Origin of the sequence: Mesorhizobium sp. KR9-304 (genome assembly GCF_040049215.1) — a bacterium.
GTDB lineage: Bacteria > Pseudomonadota > Alphaproteobacteria > Rhizobiales > Rhizobiaceae > Mesorhizobium_K.
This window is the reverse complement of the sequence record NZ_JBDZDN010000001.1, coordinates 775,193-797,091: the sequence shown is the minus strand read 5'-3', so window position 1 is coordinate 797,091 and position 21,899 is coordinate 775,193. Positions and strand designations below refer to the sequence as shown.

The window sequence follows — 21,899 nt, the reverse complement described above, 5'->3', positions numbered from 1 at the left end:
TGTTGAGGGGGTGGACAAATTTTTTTTCGAGGGGCGGCGGAGGCGTCTTGGATTTCCTACCCTGTCGCTCCAGCCCCAAGAACGCCTTCCGCGATCGCCTTCTTGGCGCGCTGGATCGACGACGGGCTCATCGAGAGTTCGGTCAGCCCCGATCGGATGAAACGCGCGATGAGGTCGGGGCGGCCGGCTGCTTCGCCGCACATGCCGACCATGATGCCGGCTTCGACGGCGGCTTTCGCGGTTATCTCGATCGCCGCCATCACCGCCGGATTGGTGACGTCGTTCAGCCGAGCCACCGCCGAATTGAGCCTGTCCGCGGCCATGATGTACTGCGTCAGGTCGTTGGTGCCGATCGAGAAAAACGCGACGTGCTTTGCAAGTTGGGGGGCGATCAGCACTGCCGCCGGGGTCTCGATCATCACGCCAAGCTCGAACCGTGCGAACGGCGTGCTGGAGGCAGTCAGTTCCGCGATGCACTCCTCGATCAGCACCTTCGACTGCTCGACTTCGGCGAGATCGGAAACCATCGGCAGCATGACCTTGACGTTGCCGTTGACGGCGGCGCGCAGGAGCGCCCGCAACTGGACCTTGAAGATGTCGGGGCGGTCGAGGCACATGCGGATGCCGCGCCAGCCGAGGAAAGGATTTTCCTCTTGCGGGAACTCTATGCCGGCGACCGGCTTGTCGCCGCCGATGTCCAGCGTGCGGATGATCACCGGCCAGGGCGCGAAAGCCTTTGCGAGTGTAGCGTAGGTCTCGGCCTGCAGATCCTCCGACGGCAGGTGCGTGTGCCGCATGAAGAGCAGTTCCGTGCGGAACAGGCCGACGCCCATCGCCCCGGCTTCCTTGGCCGCTTCGATCTCCTCCAGCGAGCCGAGATTGGCCGCAACCTCGATGACGGTTCCGTCGGCGCGTCGCGGCACCGTATCCTTGAACGCCGCCAGCATCGCGCGTTCTTTTACGGCGGCTTCCCCAAGCTTCAGGATTTCGCTGCGGGTCGGCTCGTCGGGATCGGCAGCGACCCAGCCCCTGCCGCCATCGATGGCGATCTCTTTCGCCATGGCAAGATCGCGAATCCGGTCGCCGAGACCCAGTACGGCAGGAACGCTGTGCGAGCGCGCGATGATGGCGATATGCGACGTCGCGCCACCCTTGCCGCAGACGATACCGCCGATCCTGTTCAGCGGCGCGCGGGCGAGATCCCAGGCGCCGATGTCATCGGCGATCAGGATCGCTCCATCAGGGATGCCGGAAAGGTCGGGCTCCTCCTCGCCGAGCAGGGCAAGCGAGATCTGGCGGCCGACCGCGTTTATGTCGTCGGTCCGCGCGCGCAGATAGCTGTCCTCGACCGCGGCGAACTCCGCCGCCGTCGCCTCGGTCGCGCCGATCACGGCGGACACCGCGTCCAAGCCCTTGCGTACGAGCGCCTCGGCGCCGCCGATCAGCGCTTCGTCGGCGGCTATGTCCATCAGCGCCGCGACGATGGCGCGATCGCTCTCGGCGAGCGAGGCGTCGGCGAGCGCCTTTGTCATGCGCGCACGAACCTGCCCCACGGCAGTCCGAAGGCGCGCGATCTCCGCGTCGATTTCATGCGCCGCGACAAGGTGCGGCTGCCGATCGACCTGCCTGGGGAAAAACGCAAACGCCCGGCCGACGGCCGCGCCTTCGCTGGCCGCGACGCCGCGCAGGCGATCCTTGCTTTCGTCGTTGGCCGCCTCCGGCGCTACAGCCTTTGTGGTGGGTTCGACCGCCGTTTTCGTTTCGGTGCCTTGCTCCTCGTCCAGCCCGGCCCGCGGATTTTCGAGGTAGCCGATCAGCGCTTCGACGGCCTCGGCGGCGTCGGCCCCGTTGGCGCGGACTGTGACTTCCTGGTTCTCCTTGACTGACAGCAGCATGAGCTTCACCGAGCTCTTCGCGCTGACCGCCTTGCCTTCCTTGACGATCTCGACGTCGGCTTCGAAGCTCTTGGCGAGCCTGACGAAGCGCGTCGCGGGGCGCGCATGCAGCCCTTCATGCACTCTGACGATCGTCGAGCGTTCCATGGCATCTACCTTAAGAGTTTCTGCGAACTGCGTCTAAGGTCAGGCCGCGGCCAGGACGATGATAGCACCGGCCTTCAATTCAGCGACCAGCACTTGCGCATCGACCTCGGACGCGCAGATTTCACCCGGCCGCTCGGCCTGCGCCGCACCGTTGAAGTTGATGACCACATGGCCGATCTCGCGGACCTTGGCCCAGGCGCTGGGCCCGACCGCGGTGATGGTCGCATAGAGGTTGCCGATCGCGATCGACGCGCCGGCGGTCGGCGCGTCGTCGCTCGGTCCCGCCTCGGCCTGGTGAAGCACCGAGACTTCGGCGAGTTCCGGCGGCGAGCCATCCGCGAACAGGATGATCACGCCGCCTTCGGCGAGGTCCGCCACTTCGGGTCCGATCGCGGTGACCCGTGTCTTGAGAAGGACAGACATATGGCGAACCTCTTCGTTGCTTAGAGCACCACCAGGCTGAACAGCCAGGCGATCAGGACCGAAACCGGACCCATGATCTGGCGGCTGATCAGCACGGCAGGCACACCGATCTCGATCGTCTTGGGCTTGGCTTCGCCGAGCGCCAGACCGACCGGAACGAAGTCGCAGCCCACCTGCGTATTGTAGGCGAAGAGCGCAGGCAGGGCCATCGCCGGCGAGATCGTGCCGTTGGCGATCTGCGGGCCGATGATGGCGACGCCGATCACCTGCGCGATGACCGCGCCCGGGCCGAGGATCGGCGACAGGAACGGCAGTCCGCAGATGGCCGAGATGATCAGCAGGCCGATGATGTTGTTGGCCAGCGGACCCATGGGCTGCGCCAGCACGTCGCCGATGCCGGTGTAGAGGATCAGGCCGATCAGCATGGTCACGAACGCCATGAAAGGCAGGACGTTGCGGATGACCTGGTCGATGGTGCGGCGGCCGGCGTTGAAGAAGATGCCGACCACGCGGCCCATGACGCGGCCGATCGTCGAGATGAAGCCGACCAATCCGCCTTCGACTTCCGGTGCGGCGTTGGCGGCCCTTACCGCCGGCGAGTCTGTTGGCGCGGTGCTCAATTCTGCTGACTCCCCTGCAGCGGTTACGGTTTCCGACCCGTCAGCCATGGTGATGTTGGCGGGCTTCACGCCCGAAACGTAGATGTCTTCAGTGATGAACTGGGCGAGCGGCCCAGCCTGGCCGACCGGCGTCAGGTTGACGGTCGGGATGCGCTTGCGCGGATAGACGCCGCATCGGGCGGTGCCGCCGCAATCGACGACGACGACGGCCATCTCGCTCTCGATCGGCGGCGCCTTGAAGCCATCGACGGCTTCCGCGCCGGTCATCTGCGCGATCTGCGCGGCGACCGGATGAATGCCGCCGCCGGTCACCGACACGACCTTGCTGCGCTGCTCGGTGGGTTCGATCACCAGTGGACCGCCCCAGCCGGTCGAGCCACGGGTGATTTTTACAGCTTTGTATTTCTTTGCCATGATGTCCTCCCGGGTCCCGAACTAGAGCTCGACGCCCTGGCGGCGTGCCATGATGGCCGTGATCCGCTCGGTGAGCATGCCCTTGAGCAGGATGACGATCAGGCCGACGATCGCGTACCAGATCGCGACGCGGATGTGGTAGCCGACCTCGACCACGCCCTGGCTCTCCAGCTCAAGCAGGGCAACCAGCACGCCGCCCCAGACGAAGTATTCGCCGGGATTGACGTGCGGGAAAAGGCCGAGCGGAGGATGCACGTAGGACACCGCCGCGTCGTAGAAGGCGGGCTTGTGCTTTTCTTCCAGGAACGAGCCGAAGGTGTAGGCCATCGGGTTGGTCAGGAAGAAGACCGAGATGACGGGGAGCACCGTGTAGCGGGTGAGCGCGATCTTGCCGGCGCCCCGCGCGATGCCGTGCACGCGCTCCTCGCCGACGAGTTCGGTGACCGCGTAGAAGGCGGTCATGAGCACGACCAGCGTCGGGATGATGCCGGTCACGAAGCCGGCGAAGACCTTGCCGCCCTCCTGGAAGATGCCGATGAAATATTTGCCGGCGGCAGTCAGCCAGCCGAGTTGCTCTTCCTGGGTAATGTTGTCGAGCTTGTCCTTGAACTCCTCGACCGAGATCCCGCCGCCGGGGGCAGGTGTCGCCGGGGCTTCCGTGGTCGCCTGCGCGAGCACGACGAGATTGTCACGTGCATGATCGAGGCCGACCGCGCCGTGATGGATAGCAGCATCCGTGACCATCGCGCCCGCAACATGCAGGTGCTGGACGGCCATGTCGGCATGCTGTGCCAACAATGTAAAGACTGACATATCTCCTCCTTCAGCCGCCTTGCCTCATGTCCCTGTCGGCAGGGGCGGTTGCGCTATGCGCGAGCTGCGTTCAAGCCGGACAAGCCCGGCTGCCTCCCTGGCTCCGACCGCGCGCGATCGACCTGTTCGATCGCCTTTTTGACGGCCTCGGCCACACCCGGTTCCCCCTCTCCCAGAACGGCGGGATTGGACCGGAGCCGATCGAGGGTCATCCCCTCGAATTCTTCATGCCTGCGAAATTTGGTGAATACCGTGCGGCCGCTCATGACGAGCAGGCGGCGCACGATCAGGTCCGGCGTCACGACGATGACGACGATCGTCCCCTTGGAGAAACGGCCGCGGAAGTTGCCGGCGCCGACAAAGCCGTCATTGTACTGATTGGTGAGGCCCTTGAAGACGTCGGTATAGTGCCGCATCTGAAGCCAGACGCCGAGCGACTGCAGCGCCCAGACGCAAAAAAGACCAAGCAATCCCCATTGCCAAATAGCCATCAGGCTTCCTCCCAAGCCAGTCCTGCGACGCCGGGCAAGGCTTCCCCGGAACTGACAATCACAGAACATTTGTTTTTCAGAATGTCAATGTGTATAATTCCTGAGGAGCGTCCTTCCGACACAATATCACCTCATTGGATCGCTTGGCCGAGGGTGATAAACTTCTCTATGGGAGAAATGCCTATGGACCTGCGCTTCAAGGATGAACTGGCGTTGATGCCGGATTTGCGGCACAGGCTGCGCAGGCTGCGCTGGTTCCGCTTGACGTTCCGCAGCCATGCGCGGCTTGTCGGCTCGACCTATGGCCTGCGCTTCGAGATCGACGATGCCAGGCTGACGAAAGCCTTTCTCGACTGGGTCGAGACGATGGAGAAGCGGAAGGATTTTGCCAAGGTGGACCGCGCCGACTTCGTCATCTTCGCCGCCGGCCTCGTGTTGCGGGAATTGATCCGTCAGGAGCCTGCAAAAGTGGTCGAGAGAGCGCTCCAGCAGCCGCTGGTGTCGGCCGGCCCGGAAATGGCGGAAATCGTGGAGTTCTGGCCGGAAGGGTTCCTCTACACCAACTTCTGCGTCTCGGCGATCGCCGCCATATACGAACAGGAGTTCGGGGAGGCGCCGGCGATCGACAAATGCGCCGACGATCTCAGGACGTGGTGGTCCTATCGCGAGAACGTGTCGGAGATGCCTGCTTATGCCGTCGCCTTCCTGGACAGGTTTCTGGGTGGCGAGCCGAACTGGCTCCTCCCGGACGATCCGCATTCGCGCCCGGCGATCGTGGAGGCGCTCGAGACGCCGGACCACCGTCGGCTCGCTTACCGGCATTAGACATCCCCTGCCGGAACTCATCGACTGAATTTGTGACAGCTGGGCTGGGGCGCGTTTCTCTTGGCGGATAGATTGATCATCTTCGATTGCGACGGCGTGCTTGTCGACAGCGAGCCGCTGGCGGCGGAAGCCTATGAGCGTGTCTACGAGAAGCACGGCATGAGCGGCGTCGGCGCCGACATCATCGCGCAGTGCATAGGCATGAAGCAGGCCGACATCATCGTGAAGATCAAGGAATTGACGGGCCACCAGTTTCCGGACCACGCGCATGACGACATCTGGGCCGAAACCAAGCAGCTGTTCACGGAGAAACTGGCGGAGACCGAGGGACTTAGACACTTTCTCGAAGCACTGTCGGTGGAGCGCTGCGTTGCATCTTCATCGTCGCTCGAGCGTATCCATCACAGCCTGGAAATCACGGGACTGGCGCCGTTCTTCGGGGAGGCTGTCTTCAGTTCGTCCATGGTGAAGCGCGGCAAGCCCGCTCCGGATATTTTTCTCCACGCAGCAGAAAAGATGGGAGCGGACCCGTCGTGCTGCGTGGTAATCGAGGATTCCCCGTTCGGCGTCGAGGGTGCGGTCGCGGCGAACATGACCGCGATCGGCTACACCGGCGGCGGCCACACCTATGACGGGCACGCAGAGAGGCTGATGTCGCGCGGCGCGCTCGCCGCCTGTGCGAACTGGCACGCGGTACGGCGGGAACTGGAAGCGCGCGGCTTTTTGCGCTGACGCCGACCTGCAGGGCGCGCCTGCCTAGCTACACCAGTATGCCCAGCGGGTTCTCGATGCGGCGCTTGAAGGCGGCGAGCAGTTCGGCGCCGAGCGCGCCGTCGACGGCGCGGTGGTCGGTCGACAGCGTCACCGACATGATGGTGGCGGCAACGACCTGTCCTTTCTTCACGACGGCACGTTCCTCGCCCGCGCCCACAGCCAGGATCGTCGCATGCGGCGGGTTGATGACGGCCGAAAAATCCTTGATGCCGAACATACCGAGGTTGGAAACGGCGGTGGTGCCGCCCTGATACTCCTCCGGCTTCAGCTTCTTGTTGCGGGCCCGCGCGGCGAGGTCCTTCATCTCGTTGGCGATCACCGACAGCGTCTTTTCCTCGGCGCGGCGGATGATCGGCGTGATCAGCCCGCCAGGGATGGAGACGGCGACGCCGACATCGGCATGCCTGTGCTGGACCATCGCGCTTTCGGTCCACGACACGTTGGCCGAGGGCACGTCGCGCAGCGCCAGCGCCATCGCCTTGATGACCATGTCGTTGACCGAGACCTTGTAGGCCGGCTCCTCGCCCTTCTCGGTCTTCTTGACAGGGGCCGCCGCGTTGATCTCGGCGCGCAGCTTCAACAGCGCGTCGATCTCGCAGTCGAGCGTCAGGTAGAAATGCGGGATGGTCGACTTCGCCTCGACCAGACGCCGCGCGATGGTCTTCCTCATATTATCGTGCGGGACGAGCTCGTAGGAGCCTTGCTCGAACAGGCGCAGGACTGCGTCGTCAGACATCGGCTTCGACGCGGGTGTGGATGCAGGCGTAGTCTCCCCCCTCGAGGGGGAGATGGCCGGCAGGCCAGAGGGGGGTGTCCTGGCCGCAGCCTCGACATCCGCCTTCACCACGCGGCCATGCGGACCGGAACCGGTGATATCCGACAACGCGATGCCGTTCTCACGCGCCAGCCGGCGGGCAAGGGGAGTCGCGCGGACTGCGCCCGCCTCGTCCGCAGCGTGCGGAACGGACGGCGCGGCCAGCGTGGCAGCGTCTTGGGAGGACGCCCTAGAAACGCTTTCGACCGTTGGCGGGGCTCCTGCGCCTTGCTCGGCGTCGCCACCTTCCTTGAGCGCAGAGCTGGAGCGCTCAGCCTTCGAACCTTGATACGCCTCGCCCTCGGCATAGATCCACGCCACCGGCGCGCCGACCGGAATGTCCATGCCTTCCTTGCCGACGATGTCGCGGACGATGCCTCCGGCCGGCGAGTCGATCTCCATCGCGGCCTTGTCGGTCTCGATCTCGAACAACAGGTCGCCCTGCTTCACAGTCGCGCCCTCGGCAACGAACCAGCGCGAGATCTGGCCGGTCGCCATGTCCATGTCGACCTTGGGCAGGATGACTTCGACCGGCATCAGCGCTTTCCGCGCACGAGATCGCGCGCGGCGGCGACGATGTCGTGCACCTGAGGCACTGTGGCCTTCTCGAGTTCGGGATTGTAGGGGACAGGCGTCTCCGTCCCGCCCAGCCGCACGATCGGAGCGTCGAGATAGTCGAACGCCTCGCTCTCGGCGATGGTCGCGCTGACCTCGGCGCCTATGCCGAGAGTCTTCACCGCCTCGTAGACGCAGAGAAGCCGCGACGTTTTCTTGACGCTCGCGATGATGGTGGCCTTGTCCATCGGACGGATGGTTCTGAGGTCGACCACTTCGATGTCGATGCCTTCGGCGGCCAGCGTCTCCGCGGCCTCAAGCGCCTTGTGCACCATGATCGAGGTCGCGACGATGGTGAGGTCGCTGCCCTCGCGCCGGACCTCGGCCTTGCCGATCGGCACCGTGTAGTGGCCCTCCGGCACCGGCCCCTTCATCTTGTAGAGCAGCTTGTGCTCGAAGATCATGACGGGGTCGGGATCGGCGATTGCCGCCAGCAGCATGCCCTTGGCGTCATGCGGCGTCGCCGGCTGGATGACCTTGAGGCCGGGAACGTGGCCGAGCCAGGCTTCCAGGCTCTGGCTGTGCTGAGCCGCCGCGCCTGTTCCCGAGCCGGCCGGAAAGCGCATCACGACGGGTACCGAGACCTCGCCGCCCAGCATGAAACGCATCTTGGCCGCCTGGTTGACGATCTGCTCCATCGCCAGCGTGGCGAAATCCGAGAACTGGAACTCGAAGATCGGCCGCATGCCGGTCATCGCAGCGCCGACGGCGACGCCGGCGCCGCCAAGCTCGGAGATCGGCGTGTCAATGACGCGATCCGCCCCGAAGCGCTCGACGAGATCGCCCGTCACCTGGAAGGCGCCGCCATAGACGCCGATGTCCTCGCCCATCAGGAAGACGCGTTCGTCGGCTTCCATGGCGATCGCCATGGCTTCCTGGATGGCTTGCGAATAACTGAGCTCGCGCGGCGTCGCGTCCATGGTCAGGCCGGTTCCGTGTAGACGAATTCTTCCAGGTCGCGGATGTCGGGGGAGGGGCTCGCCTTGGCGAACTCGATGCCGGCCTCGATTTCGGCGCGCACGTCTTCGCGGATCGCTTCGATGCCCCTGTCGTCGACGATGCCGAACTCCTTGAGATCGGCCTCGAACAGCGCGATCGGATCGCGGTTGGAGATCCAGTCTTCGATCTCCTCCTTGGTGCGGTAGCGGTTGCGGTCGCTCTTGGAGTGGCCGCGGTAACGGTAGGTCTTGGACTCGATCAGCGTCGGGCCTTCGCCGGCGCGCGCCCGCTCGACCGCCGCATGGGAGGCCTCCGCGACCTCCGAAAAGATGTTGCCGTTGACGATGACGCCCGGCATCGAATAGGCGCCCGCGCGGTCGGCGATGTTCTTCACCGCGGTCGAGCGGGCGGTGGACGTCGACATGCCGTAGCCGTTGTTCTCGCAGACGAAGATGACAGGCAGCTTCCAGATCGAGGCCATGTTCAGCGCCTCGTGGAAGGCGCCCTCGTTGTTGGCGCCGTCGCCGAAGAAGGAGACGACCACCTTGCCGGTCTTCATCCGCTTGGACGACAGCGCGGCGCCGACCGCGATCGGAATCCCGCCCGCCACGATGCCGTTGGCGCCGAGATTGCCCATCGACACGTCGGCGATGTGCATCGAGCCGCCGCGGCCCCTGCAGTAGCCGGTCGTCTTGCCGAAGAACTCGGCGAACATCCTTTTCACGTCAGCGCCCTTGGCGATGCAATGCCCGTGGCCGCGATGCGTCGAGGTGATCTGATCCTCGACCGTGAGCGGCATGCAGATGCCCATTGCGCTCGCTTCCTGGCCGATGGAGAGGTGCATCGTTCCGTGGATCAGTCCGCGCGTGTAGCAGTCCTCCGCGCCTTCCTCGAAGCGGCGGATCAGATACATCTTGCGCAGCACGTCCTTGAGCTGGTCGGCGCTGTAATGCCGGTAGGCGAAAGGCAGGTTGGACGGCGTTTCGGCGTCGGCGAGCTTCCTGGCGGTGGCCATTGCTATGCTCCGTAGACCAGTCTGTCCTGGCGCGCCCTGAGCTCCGCGATTTTTGAGCCGGGTACCGGCGCCGCATTCTGGTAAGTAATCAGCTCGCCTTTCTTGACCGGCGCGGTCACCGAGCCGCCCTGCAGCAGGCCGCAGGGGATCGCCTTGGCGGCGCGTGCCTCTTCAGCCGTCATAATCCAGGCGCGGTAGCAGTACTCGCCGATCGCATCGAGCCTGTCGCCGGGCTTGAGGTCCTTCTTGGCGACGGCGCAGACCTCGGCGACCGGTTTCGCCAGCGGCACCATGTCGGCCCTGCCGTAAAGCACGACGCGCGCGCAGGTCAGCGGCACTTCGAGCGAAGTCAGGTGATAGGGGCGGTGGAAGGTGAAGTAGGGGCCCTTGCCCATCTTCAGATCTTCCATGCGCTCGGAGATGCGCGGGTGCGACATGTCGGCGATGACGAAGACGCCGGGCGCCACGCCCTTGCCGATCGAATAGTCGACGACGCCGACCTTCGACAGCACCCCTCCATCCTTCTGCGGCACCAGGACCTTGGACAGTTCGCCGAGCGTCGCGGCCGGCCCGTGCATGCCTGGCTTGTCGGGCACCAGGCCGGTCGCGTTGGCGATCGCCGCCATCTCGACCATGGTCTTGGAGCCATCGACGAACTCGACCAGCATGCGCACGTTCATGTGCCGGCGCGCGGCTTCTTCCTCGTAGTCCGGCGGCGTCGCGTCGACATTGAGTGGGTTGTTCTTGCCCTTGCCGGCCGCCACGATCGGATGGCCCATGGCGGAGACGAATTCGATCAGTTCCATGCAGGAGGAGGGTTCGTCGCCGGCGCCGAGCGAATAGGTGACGCCAAGCCGGTCGGCCTCGCTCTTCAGGTAGGCGCCGATGGTGACGTCGGCCTCGACATTCATCATCACCAGATGTTTGCCGTGCTCCATGGCGCGCAGGCCGATCTCAGCGCCGACCGCCGGCACGCCGGTCGCGTCGATGACGACGTCGATGAGGTCGCTGCCGATGACGAGGCTGGGGTCGCCGGTGACGGCGATCTTGCCCGATTCCATGGCCTTGGTCAGGGCCGACGCGCTGCCGGCCTCGGCCGAGTGGCCCTTTTCCTGGTAGGCGATGTCGACGGCCTTGACGGCGTTCGGGAGGTTGAGTTCGGCGATCGCGCCGATCTCGATGCCGTCCATATGCGCGACGCGGGTGACGATGTCGGTGCCCATCTCGCCGGACCCGATCAGGCCGATACGGATAGGCTTTCCGGATTTGCCGCGCTCCCTGAGGTCGCGCGCCAGGCCGGTCGGTGAAATGTTTATGCTCATGCGCGAACTCCTCCTCGCTCGGCCGCCAATCCCTAGTGAACATATGTCTTTCGATCAAGCGAAATGTTCACAAGCGGCCAATTAGATATGGACTGCGTATGGCGGCCACGCAGGAGACACAACGCGGAATATACGGATCAGGCTTCAGGTGCGTGTGACTCGGCTCTCCGCCACGACGGCTCCGATCCGCCGGGTAGGGACGCAACGCCGCAAATTGCTAATGGCGCCAAGCATGATCCGGCGGCCGAAATTTCTATCCGGTATCGGCAGGCGGCCGATATGGCCAACGGCTTGGCCCGATAGCGGTCAATGGGACAGCAGGACCGGAAGCCGTAAATCGGTGAGCACGCCCTCTGTGGCTCCGCCGAGCACGAAGTCTCGCAAACGCGAATGGCCATACCCGCCCATGACGAGCAGATCGGCGCCCGTGCCAATCGCATGTTGTTGCAGCGTCTCGGCGATGGGGCAGTCCTCCGCGAGAATTGCCGAGAACTCCGCCTTGAGCCCGCCTTGCCGCAAACTTGCCGCAAGGCGCTTTCCGGCATCCTGATCCTTGAGCGGCTTTTCATCCGTGACCGTGATGACGCTGACCGCGGAAGCGCGCTCCAGCATATGCCGTGCGTCCGCCACTGCGCGGGCCGCGACACGGCTGCCGTCCCACGCGATCGCAATGCGATCCAGCTTTTCCACCGGTTTGCCGGCCGGCATCAGCATGGTCGGGCGGCCAGACCCGAATATGACGGCCTCCGCAACCATGCGAGTGCCTGGATTTTCCGCTTCCAGGCCGACCAGCGCCAGATCCGAATATCGTGCATGGTCCGCCGCCGTCTCGCCGAGCAAGTGCAATTGGCATGCGACTGCTCCGGTCCTTGCGACGATCGCGGCTCCATCGGCCTTCGTCTTGGCGAGCGCCAACAGTCTGGAGCCCTGCTGCGCGCTGAGCTTTTCGGCTTCGCGGATCATTGTGGGCAGGTCAAGAAGCATGCGCGACAGCGCATTCGACACCTCCGGTATGTCCACTTCGAGGGCAAGCACGTTTAGCTCGGCGCTCAGCAACCTGGACACCGCCGCCGCATTGGCGATTGCCGCATCGGAACTGGCGTCCGGATATGTGACCAGAGGCAAGAATGTCTGCAGCTTCATGACGACGGCTCCTGTACTTTGAGGCGATCCCGCTGGCGGATCAGCGTACCACGAGCACCGGCACTGGACTATGCGCGAGCACCTCCGCGGTCTGGCTGCCGAGCAACAGGCGCCCAAGGCCCCGCCGGCCATGCGATGCCATCACGATCAGGCTGCAGCCTTCTGACTTCGCGGCATCGACGATTGCCTCCGCCGGCCGGGCGTCCGGCACATGCAGGGTCTTGGCTTCGAGGCCGAGCTTGCCGGCAGCTTCCTTCACCGCCGCAATGACCTTGTCGGCAAACCGCTTTTGCCCCTCCTCATACCCTGCAATGTCGGTGGGACCAGGCACCCAGCCCGCGCCCGCGGCGCTGGCATGAAAAGGAAACGGTTCGGTCACCGTGATGATGGTGACCCTGGCGCCGAGGCTCTTGGCCAGCGAAAGGCCATGGTCGACGCCTTTTTGGGCAACGTCCGACCCGTCGGTTGAAATGAGGATGTGCTTGTACAAGATCGCGACTCCTTGTTCGGATGTGACCGCTACCTGGCGGAGTGTCAGGGCTTTTCCACCCTGGCGACCTGATAGGTATGCATTTTTCCGTCTTTTGCGATGGATATGTATTCGCCCATCACGAAGCGTTCCTCACCGAAGCGGAAGCCCGTTTCGTCGTCCTGCTCGCCTTTCTCGTAATCAATATACCAGCTTCCGCCGGGTTTGCGGCGCAACCGTCCGATGCGTTCTTCAGTGCCCGCCTGGAATCCGCGCACCCGGCAGTGGTCCTGATGCTTCTTCCATTCGTCCGCGTCCAGTTTTCCGTCGGCGCCGAGGGGGATGAGGAGGTCATATCCTTCTTCTCTGTCACCCGCGGGATGTCCCGCCTCACGCGCCAGCAACAGCCGCACGTGACGAAAGGCTGGGCCGAGTTCACTGGATGATGTCATGCTCGTGGTCCTGATTTTGCGATCAACGCCGAGTATCTTCAAGGCTCGCCGCAAGCTACGATATCGAGCGCGCAGCCGGATTGATCGAGATCAACGTGGCCAACCTCCCTGGAGGCGAGATCTCACCGCCGCCGGCATGCTGGTCCCGTTGAGATGGTGCGCGAACAGATGTCAGCTGCCTAAAGTGGGAAAAAGCAGCGCTATGACGGTTGCCAGCGTGACGATGCTGAAAAGAGTGCTCGCGATGACCATCGAACCGATTGCAGCGTAGTCGAGGCGATAGTTCACGGCAAAGAGAATGCCGAAGAAGCCCGACGGCACAGCGCAGATCAGAATGGCTATCTTCGCAGTTTCGGTGGAGATCGGCAAAGCCGACACGACTGCCGCAGCCAAGATAGGCCGGCCGATATCGGCAAGCCCCGTCGCGGCAACCACCTTCCAGTTCAGGCGAAAGGGTTGCGACGAGAGTATGAGGCCGGTCAGGAACAGTGCCACGCCAGGGGCGGCGACTCCGACGAGCATGAGGCTCGCCTTGGCGACGGAAGCCAGCTCAAGCCCCGCAAGGGAATACAGAACGCCGGCTGCGGGAGCCAGAATGACCGGCTTCGTCACCGAACGCAGGAATGCCCGCCAAACCTGGCCCACGGAGCCGGCCGGCATTTCCTCCTTCGATTTCCTGGTAGTCAGTTCGACCAAGATCAAAGACAGCGGGCTGACGATGATCGAGCCGGCGGCAAGCGCGACAGCGACGGGAACTGTGCCGCCGGGTCCGACAACGGCAGCTGCTATGGGGAGACCAACGCCGGCCAAATTCGGGAAAGAGACAGTCAGGGCCTGAAGGGCCGCGTCAGCCTTCGAAACGTCCGAAGACGCACGGACAAAAAAATACCAGGCGAGATGAACGAGCAGCATCACGAAGCCGAGGATCAGGAAAAGTGGTGCTTGCTCCAGCATCTCGCTTCGCGGTGCGGATGCTGTCGCCACGAACAGTGAGGCGGGCAGGGCGACGCTCATTACGAGCGCGTTCAGGCCGTCCACATGATGGTTTTCGGCGATCCGGAGTCTTCCGGCGCCGTAGCCAACAAGAGTGACGAAAAAGATCGGGGCGAGCGCGAGCAGGATTGTATTGGCAGTCATGACGGCGGCTTCCTGCAGATGCAGGTCGCCTCCTGGATATCCCCCAGGATGCTCCACACGCGCTTTGCGCTCTTGATGATGTGTCGAACCGACAGATCCAGCTCGCCCTCGGCCAAGCCTCCAACCGCAATTCCCAACCGGATTGCCTCGGCTTGGAAAAGGATTGCCGTGAGGGCGTCGGCTATCTGAGATCGCGCGCAATCCGTGGCGCTCTGCGCTCTGCAGTGCCGGTCGTGGGTGACTTCGTTTGGACCGGACACGCAGCCAGCCTTGTCCATATCAAACAGAATGCTGTTCGAGAGCTGCATCTGGATAAGTCCTCAGCGTCGCGACGACATCAATTCGTGATCGGAAGCACAGGCTCGCACAGGCCGACGCCTGCTGCCTGTAAATTGTTGGAAAGTGTTGTTGAGGACCGACAGCCGAGCGCCTCGAAGATGGAGCAGGCAAGACAAGGGCGCTGTTTCTGCTTTGGAGCGGCGAGCAAGCTCATGGCGTCGGCATGCAACTATTTACCCATCTTAACGCGCACTCCGTTCGTCAGCATGACAGCATCCGGGACGTTCGCAGTTTCTGAACGTCAACCCAACCGCCGAGGTGCTGCCATGTCATTTCGCCATATCTGTTCCGCCGCCATAGTGGCGTCTTCTCTTGCCCTCATCGCTCCCGCTGCGGCGGTGGCCGAACCGATCAAGAACATCGTCCTGGTGCACGGCGCCTGGGTCGATGGGTCCGGCTGGAAGCCGGTCTACGAGATTCTGACGAAGAAGGGCTTCCAAGTTTCGATGGTTCAGGAGCCGGAAACGTCGTTCCAGGACGACGTTGCCGCCGCCAAGCGCGTGCTCGACATGCAGGATGGTCCGACCATCCTGGTCGGTCACTCCTACGGCGGCTCGATCATCACCGAGGCCGGCGTGCACCCGAAGGTCGTGGGCCTTGTTTATGTCGCTGCTCATGCCCCCGACGTAGGCGAGGATGAAGGCGAGCTTGGCAAGAAGACGCCGAGCGTGCTGGCCAAGACCGAAGGCGCCATCAAGGTGACGCCGGACGGCTACACCTACCTCGACCCCGAACTGTTCCCCAAGCTGTTCGCCCCTGATCTTCAGCGCGAACAGGCCGAGTTCGAGTCCCGCTCTCAGGTCCTCGCCAAGGCGGAGGTGTTCAACACCCCGCTGACCGCCGCCGCCTGGAAGACCAAGCCGAGCTGGGGCATCGTCGCCGGCAATGACCAGATCATCAATCCCGACCTTGAGCGCTTCTACTATGAACGCGCCAAGGCGCCTTTCATCGTTGTCGACGGCGCCAGCCATTCGGTCTACGAATCCCACCCGCAGCCCGTCGCCGGTGTGATCGAGGAAGCAGCGCGGCAGGTCGGAGAGAAGACGAACTGAACGCAGTCCAAGCCGTCGCACGGCGTCAGCCATGCGACGGCTTCCGTCGGTGCACGAGGTTCCGCCATGACCGTCCTTTCGACCATCTCGTCGACCAGAATCTGGGACGCTTTGCGCCAGTCACGCGAGCAGCGCATCGCCGCCGGCAGCGCCCATGCTCGCGGCAAGCAGGTCGCACCCGGAGATACAACGAAGCTGCTGGAGGCGGTGGTCCGACCCGGCGACCGAGTCTGCCTCGAGGGCGACAACCAGAAGCAGGCGGACTTCCTCGCCGCCCGCCTCGCGGAGGTCGACCCCTCTGTGGTGAAGGACCTGCACATCGTGCAGTCCGGCGTGGTGCTGGCCGAACATCTCGAACTGTTCGAGGCCGGCATTGCGAGGAAGCTCGATTTCTCCTATTCCGGCCCGCAGGGCGCGGCGATCGCGCGGGCGCTCAAGGCCGGCAAGATCGAACTCGGCGCCGTGCATACCTATCTCGAACTGTTCTCGCGCTATTTCGTCGATCTTACCCCGCATGTGGCGCTCACCGTGGCGCGATGCGCGGATCGCGACGGCAACCTCTATATGGGTCCCAACACAGAGGACTCGCCCGTCGTCATCGAGGCAACTGCTTTCAAGCAGGGCATCGTCATCGCCCAGGTCAACGAGCTGGTCGACAAGGTGCCGCGCGTCGATGTGCCGGGCGACCGGGTGGATTTCGTCGTGGTCGCGCCCGAGCCCTTCTATGTCGAGCCGCTGTTCACGCGTGATCCGGCGCAGATCACCGAGACGCAGATCCTTGGCGCCATGCTGGCGATAAAGGGCATCTACGAACCATACGGCGTGAAGCGGCTGAACCATGGCATCGGGTTCAATACAGCCGCGATCGAGCTGATCCTGCCGACCTATGCCGAGCGGCTGGGACTCAAGGGGAAGATCGCCACCCACTTCGCCCTCAACCCGCATCCAACCCTCATTCCCGCCATAGAGTCGGGCTGGGTCGAACAGGTCCACAGCTTCGGCTCGGAAGTCGGCATGGACGACTACATGCGCGCCCGGCCGGACGTCTTTTTCACCGGCCGCGACGGTTCGATGGCCTCGAACCGCATGTATTGCCAGTCGGCCGGGCTCTATGCGACCGATCTGTTCATTGGCTCGACCCTGCAGATCGACCTCGCCGGCAATTCCTCGACCTTCACCAAGGATCGCATCGCCGGCTTCGGCGGAGCGCCGAACATGGGCTCGGACCCGCGCGGGCGCCGCCATGCAAGCCCACCCTGGCTCAAAGCCGGGCGCGAGGCGGCGGGAGAGGGGACGGTGCTGCCGCGCGGACGCAAGCTCGTCGTCCAGATCGTCGAGACCTTCGGCGAGAAACTCGTGCCCGCTTTCGTTGAGAGCCTGGACAGCATCGAGCTCGCCAAGTCGCTCGACCTCGCGCTTCCACCGGTGATGATCTATGGCGACGACGTCAGCCACATCGTTACCGAGGAAGGCATCGCCAACCTCTTGCTCTGCCGCGGCGCCTATGAGCGCGAGCAGGCGATCCGCGGCGTCGCCGGCTATACCGATGTCGGCCGCGCACGCGACGCCAAGACGGTGGAGGGACTGCGCGCGCGCAAGGTGATCCAGCGGCCCGAAGATCTCGGAATCGACCCGCTCGACGCCAACCGGAGCCTGCTCGCCGCGCGCTCGATCAAGGAGCTGATGCGCTGGTCGGGCAATCTCTATGACCCGCCGCGCAAATTCCGCAACTGGTGAGGAGGCAGGCCTATGGAAACCATCAAGTTCCGCCACGTGACCCGTGCTCCCGCCGCCGGCACGGCGGGCAGCGTCATCGTCGGCGTCGTCGGCTCCGGCAATCTCGAAGTCCTTCTCGAGCGCACGTTGCCCGATACCGAGTGCACGGTGGAGATCGCAACCCCGGTGCGTGGCTATGGCGAGGTGTGGAAGGCGGTCGTCGCGGATTTCGTGGAGCGGGCCTCCCCCGGCGGCCTGCGCATTTCCATCAATGATGGGGGGGCGCGGCCCGACACGGTGATGCTGCGGCTGCTGCAGGGCGTTCGGACCATGGAGGCTGGCCATGAGTGACACCAAGCATTCCGCTTCCGATACCGCGAGTTGGTTCCTCTCGACCGCCCGCGAGCGTCTCGCGGGACTGCTCGATTCGGGCAGCTTCACCGAGTTCCTGCCGCCCACGGAGCGGGCAATGAGCCCGCATCTCGCGCTGTTCGACCTGCCGGCGGCCTTCGACGACGGCATGATCGTCGGACGCGGCGAACTGGAGGGCCACGAGGTGCTCGTCGCCGCTCAGGAGGGCCAGTTCATGGGTGGCACCTTCGCCGAGGTGAGCGGGGCCAAGCTCGTCGGCCTGCTGCGCGCCGTGCGCGACGATGCGAAGCTGCCGCGCACGGTCCTCCTGCTGCTCGACAGCGGCGGGGTGCGCCTGCAGGAGGCCAATGCCGGCGAGCTCGCAGTGGCCGAGGTCATGCGTGCCATCGTCGAGGCGCGGGCAGCCGGTGTCACGGTTATCGCCCTGGTGGGAGGGCGGGCCGGCGCCTTCGGCGGGGCGGGGCTGACCGCGGCGACCTGCTCGCGGATCGTCCTTTCCGAACAGGGGCGCACCGGCGTGACGGGTCCCGAGGTGATCGAGACCAATAAGGGGGTCGAGGAGTTCGACTCGCAGGACAAGGCGCTGGTGTGGAGCGTGACCGGCGGACGCAGCCGCCGCCTGATCGGCGGCGCCGACGCCTATTGCGGGGACACCGTCGCTGCCTTCCGCCAGGCCGCGCTCGCCGTCATGGACAGGGTGCCCGCCTTCGACCTCGCGACGCTCCAGGCCGAGCAGGTCCGGCTTGCGGCGCGCGTGAAGCGCCTCGGTGCTTGCGAGAGCGCCGCGCAGATGTGGAGCGCTCTCGCGATTCCCGATTCCCAATCCGTGCGGAACATGGACGACGAGGCCTTCACGGCGCTCGTCGCCGGTGTGGAAGGAGCCGATCATGACGCTCGCTGAGATTCTCGCCGGCCTGTTCCCCGCCGGCCACGACGTCGTCACCCGCCCGGATCATCTGATCCTCGGAACCGGCCGCCGTGCGGACGGACGTCCCGTCGAATTGATCGGCATCGCCGACGGCGAGGCGCTCGGCATTGCCGGCGTCCTGCCGCTGGCCGCGCGCGTGCTCGACATTCTTGCAGGGGGCGGCACGGCGCCGATTCTCGTCCTTGTCGACACGCAGGGCCAGCTCATGTCCCGTCGCGACGAGATGCTCGGGCTCAACGAATATCTTGCCCATCTCGCCAAATGCCTTCTGCTTGCGAGCCGCGGCGGCCATTCCACCATCGGGCTGAACTACGGCAAGGCCGTCGCCGGCGCCTTCCTGGCAACAGCGCTCGCCACAGACGTGCTTATCGCTCTGCCGGGAGCCGAGCCGGCGGTCATGGACCTGCCCTCCATGGCGCGCGTGACCAAGCTTCCGGAGGACAAGCTGAAGCATATGTCGAAGACAACGCCGGTCTTCTCGCCGGGCCTTGCCTCCATGACCGCGGTCGGCGCGGTTGCCGAGGTCTGGGATCCCGCGAAGCCGCTCGCCGATCAACTCGAAGCCACGCTGGCGGCCTTTCCCGCGCGCGATATGAGGGACACGCTCGGCGCCGAGCGCGGCGGCCGGCCGATCGCCGCGCAGATCGCACGGCGCGTGGCGTGGCAAGCGTCTGGCGACCACCATGCCTAGCCATGGGTATCGCCGCCATGATCTGCTGCGCGTAGAGCCCGGGGCTTGGAGGGACATGCTCCTCGCCTCCGGTAGCCTCCACTGTCTGGCCGACGAGTCCCGTCGGCTGGTCGAAGGTTGGGCCCGGCGCGGCTGGCCGGTGATCGTGCGCGGGGGCACGACGGGCGACGATGAGTGCGCGATCGCCGTCGGACTCCCCCTGCCGCCCGCGCTCGGCAAGATGAGGCTTGGCTTCCTCCTCTCAGCCGGGTGCACAGCTACCAACGTCGCGTCCGTGTCCCCTGCCGAGACAGCTCGGTCGGCCCCCGCGCAGCTGTGCCCACAATTGGAGGCCGCTGCCGATCTTGGGAGGCGGTTAGGGCTACGGCCGGCCGTCTTCGGCGCGCTGCTCTGGCAGCATCTGACCGGGCTCGCCTATGTGCGATCCGACTCCGACATCGACCTCATCTGGCAGGCGCCGTGCCGTGAGGGGCTGGATGAGTTGCTCGACAGTCTCGCGGCGCTCGACGACGCCGGCCCGGCCCGGCTCGATGGGGAGATCATCCTCAACAACGGCGAAGCGGTGAACTGGCGCGAACTGCGCGGCGAACTCGCCCGCCCCGGCGGCACGGTCCTGGTCAAATCAATGCATGGAACGGAGCTAAGATGCGCACGACATCTCTTCGTCTGACTGAAGGTTTGGCGAAGCGCCCCCCGGCGCACGGGCGGGCATCGTTAGCGCCTGTCGACGCCGATCGGTTCGGCGGCATGGCGGCGGACGCGCTGCTCGCCGAGCTCGACACATGGCCCAAGCCGGGGCTCGTCAGCCCGTTCGACAATGGCAGCCATGACGACATGGACTACGGCACCTTCCTTCGCAGCATCGACGTGCTTCGGCCCTTCTATGCCGAGCTTGCCGATGCCGGCGGGGCCGGGGCCGACATGGATGAGTTGCGGCGAATCGGACGGCTCGCGGAAGACGCCATGCTGGCCGTCACCGGCGGCGCAAACACGCATCGAGGCGCAATCTTCGCGTTGGGGCTGCTCTGTGCGGCCGCTGGCGCAGCACGCGCCGAGCGGTCCTGCCTTTCGGCAGAGTGGCTGGCACGGACAGTCGCGGAGCGCTGGGGCCGTGACATCATGCGCGGCCCGATCCCGCTGAACAGCCACGGCAGCGCCGCGCTGCGGCGCTTCGGCTCAGGCGGCGCCCGGGCCGAGGCGGCGAGCGGATTTCCGCATGCCCTGCGGATCGGCCTGCCCGCACTGCGGGCCGGACGGGCGCTTGCGGGCAAGGAGGAGCCCGCGCGCGTGCACGCCTTCTTCGCATTGCTGGCGGCGATGGAGGATACCAACTTGCTCCACCGCGGCGGGGTGGAGGGGCTGCGCGACGCACGCCGCGCGGCCAGCGATTTCCTTCTTGCCGGAGGCGTCGGCGGCGCGGACTGGCTCGCCCATGCCACGACCGTGCACCGCAGGTTCGTGGCGCGGCGCCTCAGCCCGGGCGGCTCGGCCGATCTGCTGGCGGTGACGATCTTCCTCGACCGCCTTGAGAACGGGCTGTGAGCGGCATCGCTATTCTTTGCTCGGGGCAAGGCAACCAAAGGTCGGGTATGTTCGACCTTGTCGCCTCCGAGCCTGCGGCGGCTCCTGTCTTCGCGGCCGCCGGCCGCGTGCTCGGCAACCGTGATCCGCGCGATCTTGTCCGGCAGGGTGGCGACATCATACACCGCAACGACGTTGCCCAGGTGCTCTGCTGCGCGGCGGCGCTTGCCGTTTGGGTCGTAGTCGGCCCATCAGTTCCGCGCCCGCTGATCGTCGCCGGCTACAGCGCGGGCGAAGTGCCGGCCTGGGCGGTCGCCGGCGTCATCGACGCGTCGAGCGCCTTCGACCTCGTGGTGCGCCGCGCTGCCGTCATGGACGGGGCGACGCGCGAGCCCTCCGGGCTCGCCGCCATCGTCGGCCTGCGGCGCGATGTGGTCGATGGACTTTGCCGCGCCCACGGGCTCGACGTCGCTATCGTCAACGGCCTGCTCCACTTCATCGTCGGGGGACGAGCGGCGGATCTCCAGCGGGCACTGACGGACGCCACGGCACACGGCGCCACCCGAGCGACGATGCTGCCCGTCCACGTTGCCTCGCATACGCCTGCTCTCAAGGGCGCGAGCGAACGCTTCGGCGAGCTGCTGACGGAAATCGACGCGGAAGCCGCTTTGCCGCGCGACGTGCGGCTGATCAGCGGGATTGACGGAAGGCCGGTTCGCAGCGTTGCCGATGGTTTAGTCAAGCTCGCCGCACAGGTCTCGACGACCATTGATTGGGCGGCCTGCATGGATGCGTGCCGTGCCTCCCGGCCGTCCCGCGTGCTCGAACTGGGGCCCGGCGATGCATTGGCCCGGATGATGACCGAGTTCGAGCCCGGTATACCGGCACGCAGCGCCGCCGATTTCCGCTCCGTCGCCGGGCTGCGCCGCTGGATGGAAGCGGCGCCTTGAAGGCGAAGACGAGCCGGTGAGA

General features: G+C 65.2%; 23 protein-coding genes. 10 read left to right on the top strand and 13 right to left on the bottom strand.

Going from position 1 to position 21,899, the window contains the following annotated elements:
* Nucleotides 1–56: 56 nt before the first annotated feature.
* From ptsP to ABLE71_RS03795, 5 genes are read right to left on the bottom strand one after another with little or no spacing between them, the layout of a single operon-like run.
* Nucleotides 57–2,042 carry a phosphoenolpyruvate--protein phosphotransferase gene (gene ptsP, locus ABLE71_RS03815; RefSeq protein ID WP_348782023.1) on the bottom strand — a complete coding sequence of 662 codons (1,986 nt, stop codon included), beginning with the start codon at nucleotides 2,040–2,042 and terminating at the stop codon, nucleotides 57–59.
* 39 nt (nucleotides 2,043–2,081) lie between these two features.
* Entirely contained in the window at nucleotides 2,082–2,465 is a 384-nt protein-coding gene (locus ABLE71_RS03810) for a PTS glucitol/sorbitol transporter subunit IIA (protein WP_348782022.1), read from the bottom strand.
* 20 nt (nucleotides 2,466–2,485) lie between these two features.
* A complete protein-coding gene (locus tag ABLE71_RS03805; RefSeq protein WP_348782021.1) occupies nucleotides 2,486–3,499 on the bottom strand; it encodes a PTS glucitol/sorbitol transporter subunit IIB in 1,014 nt (337 codons plus the stop codon).
* Between the two features lie 21 nt (nucleotides 3,500–3,520).
* Nucleotides 3,521–4,312: a PTS glucitol/sorbitol transporter subunit IIC gene (locus ABLE71_RS03800; protein WP_348782020.1), complete on the bottom strand. Its 792-nt coding sequence runs from the start codon at nucleotides 4,310–4,312 to the stop codon at nucleotides 3,521–3,523.
* Nucleotides 4,313–4,365: 53 nt separating this feature from the next.
* A complete protein-coding gene (locus ABLE71_RS03795) occupies nucleotides 4,366–4,803 on the bottom strand; it encodes a transcriptional regulator GutM (protein WP_348782019.1) in 438 nt (145 codons plus the stop codon).
* Between the two features lie 183 nt (nucleotides 4,804–4,986).
* Between ABLE71_RS03795 and ABLE71_RS03790 the strand changes: the two genes are divergently transcribed.
* Together ABLE71_RS03790 and ABLE71_RS03785 are read left to right on the top strand one after the other, a co-directional pair.
* Nucleotides 4,987–5,628 carry a hypothetical protein gene (locus ABLE71_RS03790; RefSeq protein ID WP_348782018.1) on the top strand — a complete coding sequence of 214 codons (642 nt, stop codon included), beginning with the start codon at nucleotides 4,987–4,989 and terminating at the stop codon, nucleotides 5,626–5,628.
* Between the two features lie 72 nt (nucleotides 5,629–5,700).
* Nucleotides 5,701–6,360, top strand: a complete 660-nt coding sequence (locus ABLE71_RS03785; RefSeq protein WP_348782017.1) for an HAD family phosphatase — start codon at nucleotides 5,701–5,703, stop codon at nucleotides 6,358–6,360.
* Nucleotides 6,361–6,388: 28 nt separating this feature from the next.
* On the opposite strand, the gene ABLE71_RS03780 is transcribed toward ABLE71_RS03785, so the two are convergent.
* The 8 genes from ABLE71_RS03780 to ABLE71_RS03745 form a co-directional block, all read right to left on the bottom strand.
* Nucleotides 6,389–7,753 carry a pyruvate dehydrogenase complex dihydrolipoamide acetyltransferase gene (locus ABLE71_RS03780; RefSeq protein ID WP_348782016.1) on the bottom strand — a complete coding sequence of 455 codons (1,365 nt, stop codon included), beginning with the start codon at nucleotides 7,751–7,753 and terminating at the stop codon, nucleotides 6,389–6,391.
* On the bottom strand, nucleotides 7,753–8,751 hold the full coding sequence (locus ABLE71_RS03775; RefSeq protein WP_348782015.1) for an alpha-ketoacid dehydrogenase subunit beta: 999 nt from the start codon (nucleotides 8,749–8,751) through the stop codon (nucleotides 7,753–7,755). The genes ABLE71_RS03780 and ABLE71_RS03775 overlap by 1 nt, the downstream gene beginning before the upstream one ends.
* A gap of 2 nt (nucleotides 8,752–8,753) precedes the next feature.
* Nucleotides 8,754–9,785, bottom strand: coding sequence for a thiamine pyrophosphate-dependent dehydrogenase E1 component subunit alpha (locus ABLE71_RS03770; protein ID WP_348782014.1), 1,032 nt, complete (start codon nucleotides 9,783–9,785; stop codon nucleotides 8,754–8,756).
* Nucleotides 9,786–9,787: 2 nt separating this feature from the next.
* Entirely contained in the window at nucleotides 9,788–11,107 is a 1,320-nt protein-coding gene (locus ABLE71_RS03765) for an NAD(P)H-dependent oxidoreductase (protein WP_348782013.1), read from the bottom strand.
* A 306-nt stretch (nucleotides 11,108–11,413) separates the two neighbouring features.
* The gene (locus ABLE71_RS03760; protein WP_348782012.1) at nucleotides 11,414–12,250 is read right to left on the bottom strand and encodes a universal stress protein; all 837 of its coding nucleotides are present in this window, start codon (nucleotides 12,248–12,250) and stop codon (nucleotides 11,414–11,416) included.
* A gap of 40 nt (nucleotides 12,251–12,290) precedes the next feature.
* Complete coding sequence (locus tag ABLE71_RS03755; RefSeq protein WP_348782011.1) at nucleotides 12,291–12,740, bottom strand: universal stress protein; 450 nt, start codon at nucleotides 12,738–12,740, stop codon at nucleotides 12,291–12,293.
* Nucleotides 12,741–12,784: 44 nt separating this feature from the next.
* Nucleotides 12,785–13,213, bottom strand: a complete 429-nt coding sequence (locus ABLE71_RS03750; protein ID WP_348782010.1) for a hypothetical protein — start codon at nucleotides 13,211–13,213, stop codon at nucleotides 12,785–12,787.
* Between the two features lie 129 nt (nucleotides 13,214–13,342).
* Nucleotides 13,343–14,509, bottom strand: a complete 1,167-nt coding sequence (locus tag ABLE71_RS03745; RefSeq protein ID WP_348782009.1) for an AEC family transporter — start codon at nucleotides 14,507–14,509, stop codon at nucleotides 13,343–13,345.
* A 404-nt stretch (nucleotides 14,510–14,913) separates the two neighbouring features.
* Between ABLE71_RS03745 and ABLE71_RS03740 the strand changes: the two genes are divergently transcribed.
* From ABLE71_RS03740 to ABLE71_RS03705, 8 genes are all read left to right on the top strand, one after another.
* Nucleotides 14,914–15,699: an alpha/beta hydrolase gene (locus tag ABLE71_RS03740; RefSeq protein WP_348782008.1), complete on the top strand. Its 786-nt coding sequence runs from the start codon at nucleotides 14,914–14,916 to the stop codon at nucleotides 15,697–15,699.
* Nucleotides 15,700–15,765: 66 nt separating this feature from the next.
* Entirely contained in the window at nucleotides 15,766–17,436 is a 1,671-nt protein-coding gene (mdcA, locus tag ABLE71_RS03735) for a malonate decarboxylase subunit alpha (RefSeq protein ID WP_348782007.1), read from the top strand.
* Nucleotides 17,437–17,448: 12 nt separating this feature from the next.
* Entirely contained in the window at nucleotides 17,449–17,766 is a 318-nt protein-coding gene (gene mdcC, locus ABLE71_RS03730; protein ID WP_348782006.1) for a malonate decarboxylase acyl carrier protein, read from the top strand.
* On the top strand, nucleotides 17,759–18,688 hold the full coding sequence (locus tag ABLE71_RS03725) for a biotin-independent malonate decarboxylase subunit beta (RefSeq protein WP_348782005.1): 930 nt from the start codon (nucleotides 17,759–17,761) through the stop codon (nucleotides 18,686–18,688). Before mdcC ends, ABLE71_RS03725 begins: the two co-directional genes overlap by 8 nt.
* Nucleotides 18,675–19,406, top strand: coding sequence for a biotin-independent malonate decarboxylase subunit gamma (locus ABLE71_RS03720; RefSeq protein WP_348782004.1), 732 nt, complete (start codon nucleotides 18,675–18,677; stop codon nucleotides 19,404–19,406). The genes ABLE71_RS03725 and ABLE71_RS03720 overlap by 14 nt, the downstream gene beginning before the upstream one ends.
* On the top strand, nucleotides 19,399–20,076 hold the full coding sequence (mdcG, locus tag ABLE71_RS03715; protein WP_348782003.1) for a malonate decarboxylase holo-[acyl-carrier-protein] synthase: 678 nt from the start codon (nucleotides 19,399–19,401) through the stop codon (nucleotides 20,074–20,076). The genes ABLE71_RS03720 and mdcG overlap by 8 nt, the downstream gene beginning before the upstream one ends.
* On the top strand, nucleotides 20,052–20,948 hold the full coding sequence (gene mdcB / locus ABLE71_RS03710) for a triphosphoribosyl-dephospho-CoA synthase MdcB (RefSeq protein WP_348782002.1): 897 nt from the start codon (nucleotides 20,052–20,054) through the stop codon (nucleotides 20,946–20,948). Before mdcG ends, mdcB begins: the two co-directional genes overlap by 25 nt.
* Nucleotides 20,945–21,877, top strand: coding sequence for an acyltransferase domain-containing protein (locus ABLE71_RS03705; RefSeq protein ID WP_348782001.1), 933 nt, complete (start codon nucleotides 20,945–20,947; stop codon nucleotides 21,875–21,877). Before mdcB ends, ABLE71_RS03705 begins: the two co-directional genes overlap by 4 nt.
* Nucleotides 21,878–21,899 lie beyond the last annotated feature (22 nt).